Below are 19,238 nucleotides of genomic sequence, written 5' to 3' on the forward strand. Positions count from 1 at the left end.
GCCGTTAGGGCTTTGTTCGGGTTCTTTGTTGGAGGGGTGGCCGACAACAGCTCAGTCCGGCCCGGACTCATCATTCGAAAGCAATTAAGCGGAGTCTGCATGCAAAACGGCCCTGCGCCAGCCGCGTAACGAGTTGATCAGCCAAAACGCTTCAACTGCTCCCAGCTCGGTGACCGGCAATGCGCGCTCGGTAATCTTTCGCTCATTAAGTAATTCATCCCGCAAGACACCGGGTAACAAACCATCACCGAGCGGCGGCGTAAACAGCTCACCGCCAACTTGATAAACAATGTTCGCGATCGCACTCTCGGTAACATTACCCACGGTATTGAACATAATAGGCTCGCAACCGGCAGGAGTCTCTCGCACCGCACGATCATAAGCCTCACGTCGACTCGTCTTGTGCGCAAGGTAGGCGTCATCGGCTTCGACAGCGGACTGAACCAGGGCCAACTCAACGACAGGGTATTCGCTGGATAAGCTCGTTTGCGATGAACTGAGCTCGATCGGTTCACAGCGATGGGTGATTGCACCACTTCGTGCGAGTTGCAGGCGCAACCGGAGCGTCTGAGTCTCTGAGTCACTGGAAGTCGCTCCCTCGGCCACTTCACTCAGGAGCGCATCGAGGTAGGTCTCGGCTGCATGGATATCAAACGCAAACGACCAGTACGCTGCCGACTTTGCGAGTCGCGATAGATGACGCGCACGGCGCGGGATCGCCCCACTGACGATGCCCATGGTCTCGAACAAATGAAATGCGGGATCAGGCTGCTTGAGAATTCTCGCTTTTGTTTTGAGCTCTTCGAACTCCTCAGTAGGCTCTGAATCCCAGACGATGCCACAGCCTGAGCCAAAGCGACTGTCTCCTGTGGCTGACGCGCTCCATGCAGTGCGTATCGCCACATTGAAGCAGACTGACCCGGAGGGCTTAATCCGACCGACCGCTCCTGTGTAAATCTCTCGAGGATCGTCTTCTAAACTATGAATGACATCGAGCGCTGCACGTTTTGGCGCACCCGTAATCGAAGCGGCAGGAAAGAGTGCCCGGAAAATCTCAGCAAGACTGGCATCCACCTCGCTTTTCACGGTAGAGGTCATTTGCCAAACGCTGGGGTAACGCTCCACACCAAAAAGTTCGTCCACCGACACCTTCCCAGTGGCCGAAATGCGCGCTAAGTCATTTCGTACCATGTCCGTGATCATGACGTTTTCAGCCCGATTCTTTCGCGAGTGCTTCAACCAGCGAGCGCTGGATTCATCCGCCGTAGCATCGGTCCGACGACCAACGGTACCTTTCATCGGCTTACTGCAAACGACCCCCTCCTCTCGTTCAAAAAAGAGCTCGGGTGATGCTGAACATATCGTCAGCTCAGGTCCTTCGAGGTACACCGCGTAAGGCATATCCTGCGACCACCGCGCAAAGTCAGCGAGCGTCACGATCTCACCCTGACGCATGCGCGATGTCAGGTTGATCTGATAAACCTCGCCGGCGCCAATCATCTGGCGAATGGCGTCAACCTTAGACTCAAAAGAGCTTTGGCTTTCTCGTAGCTCCCAGTTATCGGGCGATGCACTCTCAGGCGCATACAGTCCACCCAGTGAATCAAGACGGGTCTCGTCAGAAAAGAGCGCAAAGCACACGAGGGGAATATCAATATCACGCTTCGGGAATTTACTATCGAAGGCATGGCTCGCCTCGTAGGCCACATATCCTACTGCGTGTAACGCCTCAGATTGTGCGCGTCGCTCGGCGGCTTCAATCGCACCCAACACCCCAGCGTGTTCAGTGGCAAGCACTACATCGACACAATTGGTCAACAGTGACCAATCACTGGCATCTGGGTTCCTGACTATTGCGCGCTCAAACATATAACAAATTTTCGACGATGAAATACGACTGCTCTTGCAGATACGGTATTGGCCGCAAGTTGGCGCAAGAAGGGGGCGAAGTATGAAGTTTTCCCTCGATAATTGCGACTGATGGCCACCCAAAACCCGCCACCAGACCCACACTGGAATTCAATGCGCGCAATGATCTGTTGGTAGAGTTAAAAAATCAGTAAACTCGGGAGCACTCGGGTATGTCCTGAAGAATGTTGGCGGTCTCATTTAGCCCAGTCGCATGCGATGTTGCCGCCACGTAGAAATGATAAACGGCGCTGAAAGATGAAAATTAATCTCCTCGAACCTTCTCATTTAGACTGGCAGAACTACGGCCCAGATACTCGGTTTAGCTACCCTATCGGCTACTCGGGCGCGCTCCTGAGCTACGACGGTAAAGACCACATAGATTTACTGTACCGCTGGGAACCTGGGAAGTACTGCCACTTCCATCGTCACCTTTGCGAGGTCCGCTCAACCGTGCTCGCTGGCTCACTTGAGGTCGTAACGTTCGAGGACGGTAAAGAAGTCTCATCCATTGTTCGCGAGGTAGGTAGCTACTCGCACATGCCTCAAGGCGATGTTCACATGGAGCGCGGAGGCCCCGAGGGCGCTGTGGTGTTGTTTAACCTCTATGCGCCCGACGGTCGACTGACCGAAATGCTCGATGAGACTGGAACGACCTTAAAAACGCTCACCATCGGATCAGTGCTCAAACAATTTGCGCACTAACACGATCCCGTTAAAGCATAGGTCGGCTAGGTCGCTGTAACGACTAAAGTTTAATGGCGCCTGACAGTGGGTTGGAACCGTTGATCAATTGGTGGAATTCGTCAGCCAATCGCTGTGACTCATCCACGCACCTATGCCAATAGGTCTCTCTTACCGACTCAGGAATTTTCCCAAAGTCGCGGCGGTCGGGAATTTTTCCAAACGGGAGGGACGCGATGAACTCATCTGTTGGGCAGATCATGATCAACTGATCGACGGAAACCTGTTGGTCCGCCCGCCAGGGCAAAAACTTATCGAACCAACCCACTGTCGTGCGATTACTAAAGTGCGGATATAACCAAACTTCATCTCTGGGTAAGCGTTGCAAATCGAAGTGATAGTCGATGATGCCACCGTCCCAAAAAGCGCCCTTTCCTGCGCCTTCTATCTCATATACTCCCTCAAACACATAAGGAATAGCGCCACTTGCCATCAAGGCGTGGAACACATTTGCCTCGCTCAGCCCAACGTACTGGGTATCAAAACCGTCTAACAGAGGACGTAGCGGCGACGCCTGCTCTGGTGCAAAGACCACACGTTGAAATGAGGCAGGAAGTGTTCTGCGGCTCACGGCATTTCCCAAAGCGGCCATTCCCATGCCTGCTATGAGACGCTTGCCCGGCTGTTGAGCGTTCAAGCCCTTACCACGCGCTGTCACAATGTGGGAGCGAAGCCAAGGGTGCGTAGCGACAGAATGCCCGCCCTGCTCTCCCAGTAGCGAATTCATCAACCAGAGCGCGACTTGGGTAATCTCCGGCACACTGGGCTTCGCTGATCGATAAGACTGCGCCAAATAGGCCTTCTCAAACCGGTCGTAGGCCTCAACTGGGTCGGGCTGCGCCATAGCAGCGTGGCGCCAAGAACCGATCGACGAACCCACGGCATCCAGCGGCCTGCTGCGACCGGCCAAAAGATCGGCAATAAGCACGCGGTCCATACGACCCAATATCAACCACTTTGGGCCACCGGATGCGCCAATAAGGCCATCGATTAGGTCGGCGTGCCAACCTTCAGACTCAAGACGTTTCGCTGCCGTTTTCCCCACTCTAAGTTCGAGGGCTTTCATTAAGGATCCTTTTTGGAGTGGGTTATGCTCACCTTTTAGGGATACGCGACAAGCTTTATGATGGCTTCATGCAACAGTTAACTGTCGCTGACCGCGCAGTTGCAAGCTGTCGCAAGCGCGACTTGGACAATAAGAAAAATTTGAGGCAAACACCATGGCTTTTGATGCCATCTCCGCAACAAACGCGTACATCGACTCCCTAGGAACGGAGGCACTAGCTCAGGCGGCGGCCTACACGGCGGGCAATCACTGGCTCATACTTTGGTCACTTTTGGCGACTGTAGTCTCCACCTCGCTTATTGTTCGAAGCGGAATATTAGTCGCGCTCTCAAACAAACTCTCTCAGAGAGGCGCGTTTAATCGTGCCTTTCGGATCAGTGCAGCGTTCATCGTGTTGTCAGCCATTATTGAGTTGCCCTGGACGATTTACACGCGCTGGTATCGCCAGACCCAATATGACATGACGACTCAACCACTTGGCGACTTCTTGGGTCAATCTGGTTTGGGACTTGCGCTCAGCGCGGTGCTTATGGGGTTATTGCTGGCAACCTTCTACGTACTAATTAAAAAAGCAGGCCAGCTTTGGTGGGCATGGTTTGGGGGGATAACCGCAAGCCTAGTCGCAACCATGATGTTGCTTGGGCCGTCTTTAATTCAACCCTTGTTCAACGAATACACGCCCGTGCCCGAGGGAGAGGTCAAAGAAGCCATAGAAGCGCTTGCGCTTGAAGCCAACATTCCCACAAATCGGATCTTCATGTACGACGGGTCTCGCCAGTCGAATAACTTTACAGCAAACGTTTCAGGCATTGGCTCTTCCGCCAGAATTGCAATTTCCGATATTGCGCTGAAAGAGGCTAATCTTGACGAGGTCAAAGCCGTCACGGGCCATGAGATTGGGCACTATGTCTCAGGGCATATTTGGTGGGTCGTGTTTCTTTTGAGCGGCGAGGTTGTCATCGCTTTCTTGCTTGCAGACAGACTTTTCAAACCGGTTGCGCGTGTTTTTGGGGCTGATGAGAACATTCAAAATCCCGCGAGCGTACCCATTCTGATATTGCTTGTCGGTGTCCTGCTGACACTGTTTGAACCCATCAACAACAGCCTGACACGAATGAACGAAGCTGACGCTGATCGATATTCGCTTGAAAATGTGGGATTACCCGACGGACTTGCCTCGGCGCTCGTTAAAACCGCTGAATATCGCGATCCTCGGCCGGGCCAACTCCAAGAGCTTCTTTTTTACACGCACCCATCAGTTGAGAGTCGGGTACGGATGGCAATGGAGTGGAAAGGGGAGCAACTCGCGACGGAGTTACTCCCGGAAAATTAAGGTCTATTCGATACCGTCGAGGTATTCGACATCAGGACGACCACCGACAAGACCGGCTAACTTAACGTTGGCTGCCTTGAAGTAGTCTGTCTGTCCATGCGCTTCCAAGGCCGCTTGATCAGTATAGGACTCCAGAACTTTGTATACCTGTGGGTCCGTTTTACTTCGGTTCAATGCATAGAAGCGGCACCCCGGTTCATTGGCCAGAACCTGTGCAGCGAGCTCCATGAACACCGCTTCGAACTCATCGTTTTTCCCCGCTTGAACTGGGATCGTTGCAATAACACCTACGGCCATGACTGTTTCCTTATTATTGAGATTAAAGACAAGTCGACCAGCCTACTGGCAAGGTTGGCCATTGCCCAGCCAATTTTGATATTCGCACCTCTCATTGTGAGTGATTAGGGCAATCTGAACAGAACCGACCGTTTTTTGGGGCCACATGAGCTTTCAAGGCGTACCATGGGCAACTGATATCGCGTCGACTTGCTTATCGGCGTATCGAAACAGATTCGCGAGGGGTTTGGTCTCAGCGCACGAGCTGATCAGCGCACGCCTCGCGGGTCCGATAGACCTTGGAAAGGACACATCGTGATTATCTCATCTAGTAATTGACGATTTCACGGACGGGAGAAAAAGAAAGCGTGAGCGAAGACTCCACACTGACCATAGGTCAGGTTGCCTGGCTAAAAGTGGTAGACGTTAATCACCTAGGCGCGTTCGTCGACTGGGGGTTAAGCAAAGATCTATTTATTCCCTTCGCCGAGCAGCAGCACCCGTTGCGGCCCGGATCGTTCACCCTGGTCAAGATATATCTTGATAATCAGGGGCGTCCGGCAGGTTCAACTCGTATAGACCACTGGATTGAAGACACGGCAACCGACCTGTCCATAGGCCAAGAGGTTTCGTTACTCATCGCGGAACAGACTGACCTCGGTTTCAAGGCCGTTATTAACCATCAATTTTGGGGGTTACTCTACAGCAACGAACTCTATCGTAGAGTTCGAAAGGGTCAGATTGTCACAGGGTATATTCAGCGGATTCGAGACGATGGGAAAATCGATTTAACCCTTAATCAACCCGGATTTAGTGAGTCTAAAATTGAGGCGCTAGCGCGCGAGATAGAAAACACGTTACATGCGAACTCAGGATTTTTAGCACTGAATGACAAAAGCCCTCCCCCTGAGATTTATGCGGCCTTTGGCGTGAGTAAAAAGGTGTTTAAGCAAGCTGTAGGGGCGCTCTATAAAGCTCAGAAAATCACCATTGAATCCGGGGGCCTTCGATCAACTGACAGTGCGCCCGAGAGCGGTGCCTAGAGTAGACTCAACCTGCTGACGCATGAAAACTGCGCAGCGCCATCACAACCAGACGCCGCTACCGAGCGCATCTTGATCACTGCGCCTTGCCACGTATCAAAATTGTGGTGTATGTGAGACAAATACAGTGGGTAACGGATGGATTGCTTAACAGTCGATGAGATCTATAAAAAGAATGTGCGGTCGTTCTTTCTTAGGCCGCTTTCCGGGGTTTTTAGACGTCCTAAAACCTCTTGTTTATGGTTGTTTGCTGTCGGCGCTAGCACCTGCTGCAACGAGTGACACCGGAGCACCTACAACCACGCCTAACATCGTTATTTTGTTCACTGATGACCTCGGTTGGGGCGACCTGGGGGCCTTTGGTCATCCTTACATCAAGACTCCATCGATCGATCAGTTAGCAGCGGAAGGACAGCAGTGGACTGATTTTTATGTTCCCGCACCGGTCTGCTCGCCAAGTCGCGCCGCACTCCTGACGGGGAGGCATCCTGTTAGAACGGGGCTTTATGGCGTGGGAACACCCGTCATGTTTCCCGGAGATACCCGCGGTATTCCGCATTCAGAGGTCACACTCGCTGAGGCCCTTAAAGCAAAAGGCTACAGCACCGCCATCATGGGCAAATGGCATCTGGGCGACGCCCCCGACTTCTTTCCAACCCGCCACGGGTTTGACTACTGGTTCGGCATCCCCTACTCCAACGATATGCAGTTTGCCGGACGGCCCGGTGTCGAAGACCTGTTCCGACTCCAGCAGGCCGGCAAGACCAATGAGCTGATGCAAATCTTCAGCGATTTCCTTAAGAGCTTTGAAGCACCCGATTATCGGGACTACAACCTACCGCTGTGGCGAAGTCGGTGCTCCAACTTAGGTTGTACCGATGAGTTACTCGAGCAACCGGCGGTTCAACCCACGCTCACAACTCGGCTGACCAAAGAAGCAGTGCAGTTCATCAACGCACAAGGCGATGAGCCTTTCTTTTTATATCTGCCTTACACCATGCCCCATTTACCCATTTTTGCCGACACACCGTTTCAAGGAAAAAGTCTCGCCGGGCCCTATGGCGACACCGTTGAAGAAATTGACTGGAGTGTCGGTGAAATTATCAAAGCGCTTGAAGCTCGCGGCGTGAGCGACAATACCCTCGTCTTTTTCTCAAGTGACAACGGCCCGTGGCAATCCGCCAGTACGGAGTTTGCCGGCAGCGCCGGCCCGTTCAAGGGCTCCAAGCAAGAGGTATACGAAGGCGGCGTTCGGGTACCGACGGTGTTCTGGTGGCCAGGCAAGATCACCCCCAAAGTCACCGCTGAAATTGGGAGTGTGCTCGACCTTTTTGCAACCATCTCAGCCGTCACCGGTATTGATGGGTCAACCGCAGTCGACGGATTTGACTTATCCAGTGCACTTTTTAGGGGTGGGGCCGGCCCTCGAGATGAGGTGGCGCTGTATCGCAAAGGAGAGCTGCGAGCCTACCGAAAAGGTGACTACAAGCTGCATCTGTTTGACCGTGCAGAGGGAGGTGAGCCCCTTGAGACACCAGAGCTATATAACCTCAAGCGAGACTTGGCGGAGCGCGAAAACCTCGCGACGGAGCAGCCCGACACCCTCAGGGCTCTTAACGCCGCGGTCGCCAAGCATCAGGCTGCAATGGAGCGAAAACCACCACTCTTCGATCAACGTTTTCTCGAACTCATCCATAATGATAGGGTAAGTGAGCAATAGGCATCCCTAAGTTGCTATAAAAATAAAAACACGGGAGAAATCCGCATGACGATTGAGAAAAAGCTATTTAGAAACGGCCCCTATGCTGACCTGTTCAGTCAGGGTGTCCAGGTCGGCAAGTCACTCCACCTAGCCGGTCAAGTTGGTACCGATGCCACAGGCAGGGCACCTGAGAGCCTGGTCGAGCAAATGCAACACGCTTATCAACACGTTGAGTCGGTGCTAAATGAGTTCGACTGCACCATGGATAACGTGGTGGAAGAAACGTGGTTCGTTACCGACATGCATGAATGTATGTCACAGGTCGAGGCACTCTTTACCGCACGGCAGATGATCTACGGTAAAACGCCCGAAGTCGCTCAAACCGTTGTTCAGGTGGTCGCACTGGTCGATCCGTCTTTCAAGATCGAAATTAAGTGCGTTGCCATTACGGAATAAAAGGAGCGAGGACATGCCAGAGTTACTACACCTCCCTGCCAACGCTGATGCCAGCGCCATCGTCGCAGCCCTTGAGCAAGATGGCGCAGTCATCTTGGACAACGTCATCAGTCCCGAGTTTATCGCAGCACTGCGTGAAGAGACCGACCCGTACATGGATAGCACCAGTAACGGCGAAGACCCCTTCGCAGGTTTCAAAACAACTCGTACCGGCGGTCTGTTAGTTCGCTCAGAAAAGTGCCGTGAACTCATAGAGCACGCGACGATTCTGGACCCCTGCCGCGAGTTCCTCGCGCCTTTCTGCGAGAAGGTGCAGCTGCACCTCACCCAGATTATCCGCATTCGCCCCGGCGAAACGGCGCAAGCGATTCACCGAGATAAGTGGGCGTGGGGCAAGCATCTGTCGCACCTTGAGCCTCAGTTCAACACCATTTGGGCATTGACGGACTTCACCGCCGAAAACGGCGCAACACAAGTGGTCCCCGGCAGCACGAAATGGCCCGATGGCCAAGACATAAAGCCTGATCAAGTAACTAAAGCCGAGATGAAAGCCGGCTCGGTGCTGATCTACTCGGGCTCGGTCTTCCATGGTGGCGGTGCCAACAACAGCGACGGCGACCGCATTGGTATCAATATTACCTATGCACTGGGCTGGCTCAGGCAAGAGGAAAACCAGTACTTGAGCTGCCCGCCCGAGTTAGCAAAAGACCTCAGCCGCACACTACAAGAGCTCGCAGGCTACGCCATGGGTCAGTATGCACTGGGTTACTACACGCCCCCCGGTGCGCCTGGCGAGGAGCCTGAAGTGGTTCCGCCACAATATGCGCTGGGTGTGCGCCAAGACCTCTCGAGCATGGGGGGAACCGGTGATTTGGAGGCATTACAAAAGGCTCTGAAGACCTAAAGCGGAGTGAGGACAGCTTGTCAGCATGAGTGCTTGAGGTAGACGAAGACTCCCCTTATACTCTGCCGCCCCAATAGGACCATAGCTCAGTTGGTTAGAGCGCTACCTTGACATGGTAGAGGTCGCCAGTTCGAATCTGGCTGGTCCTACCAAACATGAAAGAGCCCGCTGCAAGCGGGCTTTTTTGTGTTTGAAGGGTTACAACACTCTCGAGCTGGCGAAGCCAGTCGAAAAACGCGACCTTAGGAGCGTTTAGTCTGCCGTAGCAAAGCGAAGGCGCCCGCAGGGTTCAATCGGCAGAGGCAATGGCGATTGAAGACAATCTGGTTGGTCCTACTAACCTTTGAATCAGGGGGCGCAGAAATCCCTTCTGAGGGTATCGGTCTACTACCGATAAAGAGAGGTTCAAATAACTACTTTCCTGTCAGATATCAGCGCCCGCTGGTACTGACCCTAACTGCCGTGTAGGGATTTAGATCTCCATTGGGGTCGACTAATCGCCCCTCTGGAAAACTCACTGCCACAGCCGGGTCGCCCGTATCGAGGCAAAGGAAATGGTTGTTATCCCTGTCCCCTAGTTCTGCTAAGGCGATCGGGGTAACCTCAACAAGAAATCCATCCGATTGCTGCACCTCCACACGATAAAGCTTGCGCTCCGCCTCACCAGCTTCACCGCGATCGGGTCGGCGTACACCGCCGTTCCAGGTAACTCGAATTATTTGTCTAACCCCTTGCGGGCACCGAGTGGAATTGGTTTCTTGCGTCCATTGTTTTTTCGGGACGGGTTCAGCCAACACTAGGGAAGGACCCTCAGCGAGAGGCGTAACGTCTACGTGTGTTCCCTTGAAGTTAATTGTGGGCGAACCATCTGAAAGCAGCTCACCTACCACCTTGGCTGACAAGGGTGGGTTGTCCGGCGCATCGCCAAATTCGCCAATGAGTAGCACGGTTCTCAGTTCGCCCGCGTCCTGTGCCGGTCGTAGAGTCACGCATTTGGGGGTGTGGGCCTCACCCGACTTCGAGGTCACTTCAAAGTCCTCGGGCTGTAGCGTGTCAGCGTCAAGCGTTTGTGAGAACACAACAGGCATGCCGTCCTCGCCAGACGCGCCCCAGCACAGCCTGTTTGCTGCAAAGGGTAGATTGTTATCGAGCCCGAAGAAGGCTGATAACAAACGTGCTTCTTGTTGTTGCGCTCCGATTAGCGATGATTCGGACAATGAATCCTGCTCTGCAAGTGAGGTGGAGCTGGTTGCCACCAGACCTAGGGTGGCCGCTATGGCGGCGAGAAACTGGGTGCTCTGGTCCTTACTCACTGTGTAGCTTTTCATCCTTGTCTCCTTTGTTTGCAAACAGCGCCTCGCAACTGGATCGCTAATCAACTAAACATCAACGAATAGCTCTTCTAAAAAGCGGGTCCTAATATTTTTTGGAAAAATCAAACACAGCGGCAAGCGAGAAACGATTCACTCCGTTCTATCGTCTTGTGAAGAGTCGCTGCTAAACACTCTCAGTGGACGCCTGTAGTGTTATTTCTGTTTTAAGCTGTGTACGTTTGTGCATCCGTCTATATTGACATGGTAAAGGTCGCCAGTCCGAAAAACGCGACCTTAGGAGCGTTTGGTCCGCCAGAGCAAAGCGAAGGCGCCCGCAGGGTTCAATCGCCAGAGGCAATGGCGATTGAAGACAATCTGGCTGGTCCTACCAAATTTCTAAGCCTCAGATTAATGCTATTGAGAGACGGTGACGGATGATATCCAACAAACCCTCCTCAACCGCATCAGTATTGCTGATTAAAGCAGTAACTCAATCGTTGTGGTTTCGCATTAATTCAGTGTCCACCACGATCAGCTCTCGATAGCGCTCGGGCATTTCCCATCCACCGATATAGCCCTTGGGCACTATCAGCGACTCACCGGCTTTGTAAGTGTACTCACCTCCGCTATCGGGCCTTAGAATCAAAGTACCCTCGAGAACCGTTATAAACTCATCATAGACAGAGCCCTCGATTCTGACCTTGCCCGGCTTTGATTCATACACCGACACCATGATATTGCCCGTGTGGAAATTATAGGTTCTGAACCCTGTGGATTTGCCCTCACCCGTTATACCTTCACCCTCGAACTCTGCCGGGTCACCTGTAACCAGCCCCTCGCCATCGAGAAAATGCTGGGCAATAGAAATAGGTAGCGCCGAATCGGGGTTCTTAGACTTCTTTTCACTCATCTCGTGATCTCGTCAACTACCTTACATAGAAAAGGGTACTGTCCTGACTCACTCAAGGTCCGACCTTAAAAATGCGTAAGACCCTGGTGTTAATGCTCATCCAGTGTGCGCAGCTCACGGCGCATAACCTTCCCGGTACTGGTTTTGGGTAGATCGTCAACGAACTGAACGGCCCGAGGGACTTTGTAAGCTGCCAAGTGCTCGCGGCAATAGTCGACAATCGCCTGTTCGGAAGGTGCTACACCGACCCTAGGCACAATATAGGCCTTCGCCAGCTCACCTTTTTTAGCATCGGGAACGCTGCCTACAGCGACCAATGCGACGTCTGGGTGACCTGCAACCACGCGCTCAATTTCTGCCGGATAGACGTTGTAGCCTGCAGTGAGAATCATGTCTTTCTTCCGATCCACAATGAACACACAGCCATCATCGTCCATGGAAGCGAGATCCCCCGTGTGCAGCCAGCCATCGGGTTCGATTGTTTCCTGTGTCGCTTTGTCATTGCCGTAATAACCCTGCATTACAATGCCGCCCCTAATCATCAACTCCCCGACTTCACCTGCCGGCAGGGTTTTATTCGCATCCTCAGCGTCGGCAATCCGAGCCTCTGTGTAAGGAAGTGCGACACCGATTGATCCGTGCTTCACCGGGCCATTAGATGCAAATGTGGTTCCGAGTCCACCCAACTCAGTCATTCCCCACAGCTCGATAAGAGGGCAGCCAAAGCGCGCTTCAACCTCCTCCATTTTCGGCTTGGGCATGGTCTGCCCACCCACGGTACAACAACGAAGCGATGACAGGTCATACCGATCTAAGTCCGGATGGTTCAGCAGGAACATGAACATCGTTGGCACACCCTCGAACATCGTTGCTCTGTGTGTCTGAATACTTTCTAACACTGCCTGTTCATCGAATACGGGGTGTAACACCAAGGTCATACCCGACTGAACTGCACCACTCATCACCACATTGCCATATACGTGAGGGCAAGGAAGTGCCGTGACTACAGTGTCTCGGTCAGAGCGCTGGTGCATCAGCGCCGTCATCGCCACGTTGAGAACGATACTCCTGTGCGAAAGGCAGGCGCCTTTCGGATGGCCAGTCGTACCAGAGGTATAACCGATGGTAGATAAACTATCTGGGTCGATCTCACCCATAGTGAACTCGTCGCTTGCGGACGCGAGTAAATCGTTGAATGAGAGCGTGTCATCGGGTAATGCACTGTCACCAAATGCAATCAACTGTTTAACACTGGAGTGAGCTTTTACGCCCGCGATCGATAGGGCTTTTTCGCGGGAGGCTATGACGACAGTGGCACCGCAATCATTCGCCACGAACTCCACTTCTGACGGAGTGAGCATGACATTGATGGGGTTGATCACTGCTCCTGTTTTCAGCGCGCCATAATAGCTAACCACCCACTCCCAGCAGTTACCTGAATAGAGAGTGACTCGATCACCTGACGTCACTCCAAGAGAAGCAAGCGCGTTAGCAAAGCAATTAGATAGCCGATTCAGTTCGTTAAATGTCAGCGTTTTATCAGGACAGATCAGTGCTGTTTTATCGCCAAATTGCGCCGCTGCTTCAGCAGGGATATGACCAATCGATGGCGCCATTATCTCACCTCGCTCTGTGTTCGGTTTTTGGCGTTTTCACAGTCACCAAAAATGTTTGCTGTAATGTGTCACCTACGGAGTAAACACGTCGACTTCGTCACAAGATCTCATTCACGGCTCTGATAGCCGCGTCGATCGCGGACTGCACGTACGCGTGTGCCTCCGTATCGGAGTTGGCGATGCTGATTCGACCAATAGGCGCCCTAGCCAATTCATGAGGGGCCTGCCCCGGCGACCACTTTGGATCGTGTAAATCCATGTACTCGTAGGCGTACCCATGCGCCCAGCGATTTACGGTGATTGCCTCGACATCGGTCTTAGCATCGAAGCCCGAAGATCCAAACATACCGGTTAGCTGGCTTAGGGTAGCGGCCTCAATCTCATCGAACGACATGGAGAGCAAACGGTGCCGCCCCTGCCGACATAGATCACGGGCTGATTCTCCGCCGGTAGCCTCCGGTGCAGGTGCACTGATCATCCACACAACCAGCGGGTCATCATCCCCGGTCGGAGCTTCATAACCCCCGAGACTCAACGGTGGCGCCGAGGCCACGAGGCTATAGAACGATCCCGGGCACTGATAACCCGACACAGCTTGTTTTCGCACCGCAGTCCCAGAGCGTAAAAGGACATTGGTGCAAATAAACGGGACTTTTACGCCATAGGCGAGATTCTCCCGCTGCTCAACTGGAAGTTCAGGGCAAAGACTTGGCACCATACCAGCGTAGCCGGCAAGAATACTGGAACGACACCGCACCACACGGTTCTTGCCGTCAACGACATAAGCCACATCAACCAATCCATCGTCTCGATTTGTGACGTTCACGGCGGTTGAATTGAGGCGCAATCGGACACTAGCCTCCTCGCGATCGAGACCACCGTAATCAACAACTCTCGTCACAATACTCTCGGCGGCATCGCCCGACACCGCACTGGGAATAAGATGACTAACCAATAATCTGGCGACAGAGGCGTTGCCGTCGGGAAATATCGGGTAGCGATAGAGATCAGGGTCAACCTCCTCTGCCTCATTGGCATCAGGCGCAGGCGGCGTGACACTGGTTGCGCCCGGGGCACCTGCTTTCAGTGCTTCGGAAATCGAAACACTTTTTGCACTGACGCCAAATAGGGCCTTAATCCAAGGCTCTACAATTTTAATTCCGCTTTCTGACATGCCGACTCGCTCCGACAAGAACGTGGCATAGGCGGTCTCATGCAGGAACTGTTCTCGCTCCTCATTAGGGATGCCCTTCAAAAAGTCCGTCTGTGCACCAATGAGGGCTATCAATCCGGCCTCATCCGCCGCGGCCAACTCGAGCGATCGAACTGCGGCAGAAAAATCGCCAAAACCAGCCCACGTGAGATTCCAGGGGCCATTGATAGATCTATCGGCACCAAACTCATCGGCATTGAGATACAAACCGTGCTCGGACAAGGGGTCGCTGATCATGTATTGCGGGGCAATCGCCCGCCTTAGGCCCACAAAGTCAACGCCGATCTCCTCGAGCAACGCCAGAGCCGCATCGCCCATGGCTCCCTGCTCCAAGTTAAGGCTTCCACCCACGCCCAAAAGGGTCCTACCGTCAAGAGAGAACTCATTGCGTTTGGCATGACCGCCAAAATCATCATGGTTGTCGAGTATCAGAATTTTCGCGTCTGGCCCGGCGCGTTTTTTATAGAGGTAGGCTGCGGTTAGACCGCTGATACCCGCACCCACGACCACCAAGTCGTAGAGGGTATCAACCGGCGCGAAGTCGGTTGGACGCTGTCCGTATCGGGCCAAGGCGTGCGCCACTTCATAAGCGCCTGGATGATTACCCCGCATCCCGGTCAGCGAGGGTGGATACACCACATGCGAAAATGCCTGACCAGAGTTGGCCGAACTGATTAAAGGCGATAGCGCCATACCACCAGCCACCAGAGCGACACCATCGAGGAAATCTCGACGCGATATCTCTCGTTTACCGCCTTTTTTCATACAGCTATCACCCTAATGCCTTAACCCTCTGCCTCGTTCCAGGCAGCAGTCTCCACAACAATTTTTTCAAGGTATTGTTCAGGCATATCCCAGGTGCCGGTCCACCCTTTTGGCACCAGAAAGCCGTCACCGACACCAAAGGTTTGACTGCTGCCATCATCGGAGGTAAGAACTACCTGACCCTGCAGAACAAGGACATACTCATCGTAGGGGAACGGTGCGGCCACCGTCAGACGAGCCGCGTCAGCACCGTAAAGTGCGGCGACCACTTCCCCTTCATGCAACACCTTCTGGGCATGCTTATTCACCCCAGTGACAACAACACCCTCTGGCCACGGTGGCAATGCTTCCAAGGTATCTTCTCGCAGTGTATCCACCCGCAAGGGCAGTACCTTAGGGTCAGCCTCACCTGTGGGGCGTGTGGAACCAAACGTGGAAGCAAAAGTGCTTTCGCTTTGATTCCACGCCGCCGTCTCTACAACGATCAACTCTCGAAAAGGGCTAGGCATGTCCCAGGTACCCATCCACCCCTTGGGCACCAGGAAATGATCATTCGGTCCATAGACCTGACGATCGCCTGCGACGGAAGTCAGGACGACTGTCCCCTCGAGCACCCGCACGAACTCATCGTACGGATAAGGCTCATTAATGCCGATAACAGCAGGCACTGACTCATAAATGACGACAACAAACTCGCCCTCATGAAGCACTTTTTGCCCATGAGCACTTTCACCGGATATAAGCATGCTTTCTGGCCAGGGTGGCAATGCTTGCACGGGCTCCGTCATTAAGGACTCTGTCCTAAGTGGCAGTATGGAGGAGTCAGCTTGTGAGAGTGGAGCCATTAAAGTAACCGCCAATACAAGAATGAACGTCAGTCGTTTAGTCATTGAATACCCCTATGTAAGCAGACACGAAACCGATCAAAAACGCATGTTCAATTCAGCTCTGATCATCCGCTTGTAACCCCAATGCAGCATAGGCCCCCAGCCAAAGTCCCCCCGTAGCGTCGCGTAATCTTTATCAGTCAGGTTATCGACTGCGATTGCGAAGTCCCAGGCTTCACTGCCCGCTACGTAGGTAACCTTTGCGTTCATGACCCCATAACCATCCTCTTCCAAGAAGTTATCCATGTCATGGAAATAGTCGCCTGTGTAGTTGTACATGGCGAACCAATTGAGAGTGCCGTTGGCAAAGGGTTGGTCAACCATAGCGCCCAGCGAATAGGTCGATTGGGGTGCGTACGCCAAGGTCTGACCCTTGAGCGCTCCAGAACCGACCTCCGCTTCGGAGTTCGCATAGTTCGCCATGAGTAGGACGCTGTCATTGGGCGCGTAATTGAGTTCAACCTCAAAGCCTCGCGAGTCGACGTCTCCCGCGTTAGCGATTTGTAGCCCCGTCTCAAGTGTCAAAGTCGCGAATTGCAGCGCCTCATAGTCGATAACGTAGAACGAGCCATTTAACTGCATCCGCCCCTCCATCATTGTCGACTTGAAGCCTAGCTCGTAGGCAGTACTGGTCTCAGGATCGAAATCGACGATGGTCTCGGCAATAAAATCACCATCTAAGTCAGCGACTGAGGTATTAAAACCGCCGCCTTTATAGCCCTGCGAAACGCTCGCGAACATCATCGTGTCGTCACTAACGTTGTATTGAGCGATGAAGCGCGAGGTAAGCTCATCCCATTCTTTTGTCTCACAGAGCTCGCCAGGTGTCGGTCCGCCAGCCTCACCAAAATCATCCTGTAAGGTGTTTGTACACCAGTCCTTATCATCGGAGCTCCATCGAGCACCCGCGGTCAGTGCTAGTTGATCAGATGCCTGCCAGGTGATGTCGCCGTAAATCCCCATTGATTCATTTTCTGCTTTGCTGGAGATGCGTTGGCTTCCGACCGGAAAACCGAGCGCCGTGGCTACGTAGTCAACTTCCCATCGGGAATTGTCTAAATCCTCGCTGTAATAACTCACGCCTGCGAACCAGTCGATGGCCTCGGAACCTCCACTCAACCGAAATTCTTGATAAAACGAGTCGGCATCACCTCCAAGACCCACGGGTATATCGAGACCGCCCACCGCCCCGCCAGGAACGCCAAAGACAGCCTCGTCGATGGTAATATCGTCGGCTGTTCCATCAACGTCCTCAAAGTAATCATTTTCACCGGTTCGCGAGTCTGTTATCGATACCAAGGTCAGTGACTCGCTCAACGACCAGGTCAAGCGCAGGCCAAAGCCGTCGTCTTTATTTTGCTCAAAGTTGGGCTGGTTAATGGCAAAACGATCCGGATACTCAACACCCGGTTGAGCCGGGTTGGTAAGGATGCTCACAGCGCTGGTGTAGTTTGTTTCGGCATCGCCCTTGTTGTATTTAAAGAGCGCTTCGAGGTTGTCAGAAATATCCCACCGAGCCGATAAGCGCAATACGTCACTCTCGGTATACATTTCTTGACCGCTGTTTACCTCGGTCCACATTCCCTCCCACTTTTGGTTTTGATAGGCGAGACGCAATGCAAACGAGTCACTGAGCGCCCAGTTTCCCACTAGCTCATAACGCCGCTGACCTTCGTCACCCATCGACAAGCCGAGGTGGAGCTCATCTTCATCACCCGGCTTATTTGTCACCAAACTGATCGCACCTGCGGCCGCATTTCTTCCAAAAAGCGTGCCTTGAGGACCCTTCACCACCTCGATGCGGTTGATGTCAAAAAAGTTACTGGTCGCAAAGATATTACGGCCCACGTAAGCGTCATCAATAAACACCCCGACTGAGGGTTCCGAACCAATGGTCCAGTCGTTGCTACCAATTCCGCGAATGGCCCATGTGTTCGTCGCCAAGCCATAATCAGCACCGCTTAAGCCAGCGACCATCGGAATGACTTCGGTGATCGTATTGACGCTTGTTTGCTCAAGTAGCTCTTGGTCGATGGCACTGATCGAGATCGGCACCTCCTGAAGGCTTTGCTCACGTTTCTGCGCCGTAACCAACACTTCCTCGAGTTGTGCGAAAGCAGAATTCGCTGTGAATAACACCGCGATAACAATAGAAATCTGTTTTTTATTAAAATTTTTCATAGTCTTATCTCCTTGCAAGGGAAAAGTATGCTGGGGTAAACACATCCCCATGTGGACGCCTGTAGACGCTCTCGAGTTAGGGGAGTCACCCTCCCAAAGGTGTTCGGTCACGCCTGAAAATGGCGAGCATGACGAGCAGTAAAAAGAGGAGTGGTATGAACGTGATGCCAAACACCATCTCGATATCGGCAGCGCCAATCACGCCGGTGAGCAACAACATCAGAGCGACGTGAAAGCCCAGGCCAAACAGACCCAGCGACGCAGCTGTAATGGTTGAAAGTTTGTCTATACGGTCTACCGCGCCCATCATCAGGACAGCAAAAAGTGCGTAGAGCCAAAACCCGAGGTAATCGAAAGAGGTATATAGAGAAAAGGGTATGGACACGTTCAATAGCGGGAGCAGTGTCTCAGCCATTTCGGAACCCGAGCCCCCTGTGACGGATGCCTCAGTTAACATCGGTATCGTCCAGATTGCCATGAACTTCGGAATTGCAAATGCCATGGTTGCCATGGCCACTGCACCAACAGCGAGGATGACCCTCAACGGCGCGACGTGGCGTGCGCGCAACGCAATAGCAAGAAAGAAGCCCGAAAGGCTCAGCATTGCGATGATCTGATTCACCCAGCCCGCGACAAACGACCCCATATTTTCAGCGAGCCAAGCCAGCCTCTCGGTGTCCGTGGCATTTGCTCCAGCGGGCGCATCCAAAGGAAGTAGCGCGGCCGAAAAACCTGTGAGGATGCACAGAATGACCGTGACGAAGCCGAATTGATTAAGACTGCGATCAAACGATGCATCAACCGTAATATTTGACGTGGTGCTCTGCATTTATTCTTATTCTCCGTATCCTGTTGGACCTTTTCTGGGCCGGGATAAAAGCTTTTACATGTCAAGTGACAGGTTATAACATGTCATTTGAC

16 protein-coding genes and 1 tRNA gene are annotated in these 19,238 nt (G+C 53.0%); 7 read left to right on the forward strand and 10 right to left on the reverse strand.

Features of this window, described 5'->3' with window-relative positions; translation table 11 throughout:
* Nucleotides 1–84: 84 nt before the first annotated feature.
* Nucleotides 85–1,869 (reverse strand): chorismate-binding protein, encoded by a 1,785-nt coding sequence (locus E0F26_RS01000; RefSeq protein ID WP_279242180.1) that lies wholly within the window; start codon nt 1,867–1,869, stop codon nt 85–87.
* Nucleotides 1,870–2,166: 297 nt separating this feature from the next.
* Here E0F26_RS01000 and E0F26_RS01005 point away from each other — a divergent pair, with 297 nt between their 5' ends.
* Nucleotides 2,167–2,613 (forward strand): hypothetical protein, encoded by a 447-nt coding sequence (locus E0F26_RS01005; protein ID WP_279242181.1) that lies wholly within the window; start codon nt 2,167–2,169, stop codon nt 2,611–2,613.
* A 43-nt stretch (nt 2,614–2,656) separates the two neighbouring features.
* Here E0F26_RS01005 and E0F26_RS01010 read toward each other — a convergent pair whose 3' ends face one another.
* Nucleotides 2,657–3,718 carry a patatin-like phospholipase family protein gene (locus E0F26_RS01010; RefSeq protein ID WP_279242182.1) on the reverse strand — a complete coding sequence of 354 codons (1,062 nt, stop codon included), beginning with the start codon at nt 3,716–3,718 and terminating at the stop codon, nt 2,657–2,659.
* A gap of 154 nt (nt 3,719–3,872) precedes the next feature.
* Here E0F26_RS01010 and E0F26_RS01015 point away from each other — a divergent pair, with 154 nt between their 5' ends.
* Nucleotides 3,873–5,051 (forward strand): M48 family metalloprotease, encoded by a 1,179-nt coding sequence (locus E0F26_RS01015; RefSeq protein WP_279242183.1) that lies wholly within the window; start codon nt 3,873–3,875, stop codon nt 5,049–5,051.
* A 3-nt stretch (nt 5,052–5,054) separates the two neighbouring features.
* Here the strand turns inward: E0F26_RS01015 and E0F26_RS01020 are convergent, their stop codons facing one another.
* Nucleotides 5,055–5,348 carry a putative quinol monooxygenase gene (locus tag E0F26_RS01020; protein ID WP_279242184.1) on the reverse strand — a complete coding sequence of 98 codons (294 nt, stop codon included), beginning with the start codon at nt 5,346–5,348 and terminating at the stop codon, nt 5,055–5,057.
* Nucleotides 5,349–5,695: 347 nt separating this feature from the next.
* On the opposite strand from E0F26_RS01020, the gene E0F26_RS01025 reads away from it, so the two are divergent.
* The 5 genes from E0F26_RS01025 to E0F26_RS01045 all read left to right on the forward strand — a co-directional run bounded on the left by E0F26_RS01025 (nt 5,696) and on the right by E0F26_RS01045 (nt 9,584).
* Nucleotides 5,696–6,370, forward strand: coding sequence for a CvfB family protein (locus tag E0F26_RS01025; RefSeq protein ID WP_279242185.1), 675 nt, complete (start codon nt 5,696–5,698; stop codon nt 6,368–6,370).
* 157 nt (nt 6,371–6,527) lie between these two features.
* Nucleotides 6,528–8,090, forward strand: coding sequence for a sulfatase family protein (locus E0F26_RS01030; protein ID WP_279242186.1), 1,563 nt, complete (start codon nt 6,528–6,530; stop codon nt 8,088–8,090).
* 45 nt (nt 8,091–8,135) lie between these two features.
* A complete protein-coding gene (locus E0F26_RS01035) occupies nt 8,136–8,528 on the forward strand; it encodes a RidA family protein (RefSeq protein ID WP_279242187.1) in 393 nt (130 codons plus the stop codon).
* Between the two features lie 13 nt (nt 8,529–8,541).
* The gene (locus E0F26_RS01040) at nt 8,542–9,432 is read left to right on the forward strand and encodes a phytanoyl-CoA dioxygenase family protein (protein ID WP_279242188.1); all 891 of its coding nucleotides are present in this window, start codon (nt 8,542–8,544) and stop codon (nt 9,430–9,432) included.
* A 75-nt stretch (nt 9,433–9,507) separates the two neighbouring features.
* A tRNA-Val gene (locus E0F26_RS01045) sits at nt 9,508–9,584 on the forward strand.
* Between the two features lie 279 nt (nt 9,585–9,863).
* Here E0F26_RS01045 and E0F26_RS01050 read toward each other — a convergent pair.
* From E0F26_RS01050 to E0F26_RS01080, 7 genes are all read right to left on the reverse strand, one after another.
* Complete coding sequence (locus tag E0F26_RS01050) at nt 9,864–10,760, reverse strand: hypothetical protein (protein ID WP_279242189.1); 897 nt, start codon at nt 10,758–10,760, stop codon at nt 9,864–9,866.
* Nucleotides 10,761–11,235: 475 nt separating this feature from the next.
* The gene (locus tag E0F26_RS01055) at nt 11,236–11,655 is read right to left on the reverse strand and encodes a cupin domain-containing protein (protein WP_279242190.1); all 420 of its coding nucleotides are present in this window, start codon (nt 11,653–11,655) and stop codon (nt 11,236–11,238) included.
* A gap of 89 nt (nt 11,656–11,744) precedes the next feature.
* Complete coding sequence (locus E0F26_RS01060; RefSeq protein WP_279242191.1) at nt 11,745–13,271, reverse strand: class I adenylate-forming enzyme family protein; 1,527 nt, start codon at nt 13,269–13,271, stop codon at nt 11,745–11,747.
* 97 nt (nt 13,272–13,368) lie between these two features.
* Nucleotides 13,369–15,249, reverse strand: a complete 1,881-nt coding sequence (locus E0F26_RS01065) for an NAD(P)-binding protein (protein WP_279242192.1) — start codon at nt 15,247–15,249, stop codon at nt 13,369–13,371.
* Between the two features lie 20 nt (nt 15,250–15,269).
* The gene (locus E0F26_RS01070; protein WP_279242193.1) at nt 15,270–16,139 is read right to left on the reverse strand and encodes a cupin domain-containing protein; all 870 of its coding nucleotides are present in this window, start codon (nt 16,137–16,139) and stop codon (nt 15,270–15,272) included.
* A gap of 33 nt (nt 16,140–16,172) precedes the next feature.
* Entirely contained in the window at nt 16,173–18,317 is a 2,145-nt protein-coding gene (locus E0F26_RS01075) for a TonB-dependent receptor (RefSeq protein ID WP_279242194.1), read from the reverse strand.
* An 85-nt stretch (nt 18,318–18,402) separates the two neighbouring features.
* Nucleotides 18,403–19,146, reverse strand: a complete 744-nt coding sequence (locus E0F26_RS01080; RefSeq protein WP_279242195.1) for a hypothetical protein — start codon at nt 19,144–19,146, stop codon at nt 18,403–18,405.
* Nucleotides 19,147–19,238 lie beyond the last annotated feature (92 nt).

Source organism: Candidatus Paraluminiphilus aquimaris (assembly GCF_026230195.1).
GTDB lineage: Bacteria > Pseudomonadota > Gammaproteobacteria > Pseudomonadales > Halieaceae > Luminiphilus > Luminiphilus aquimaris.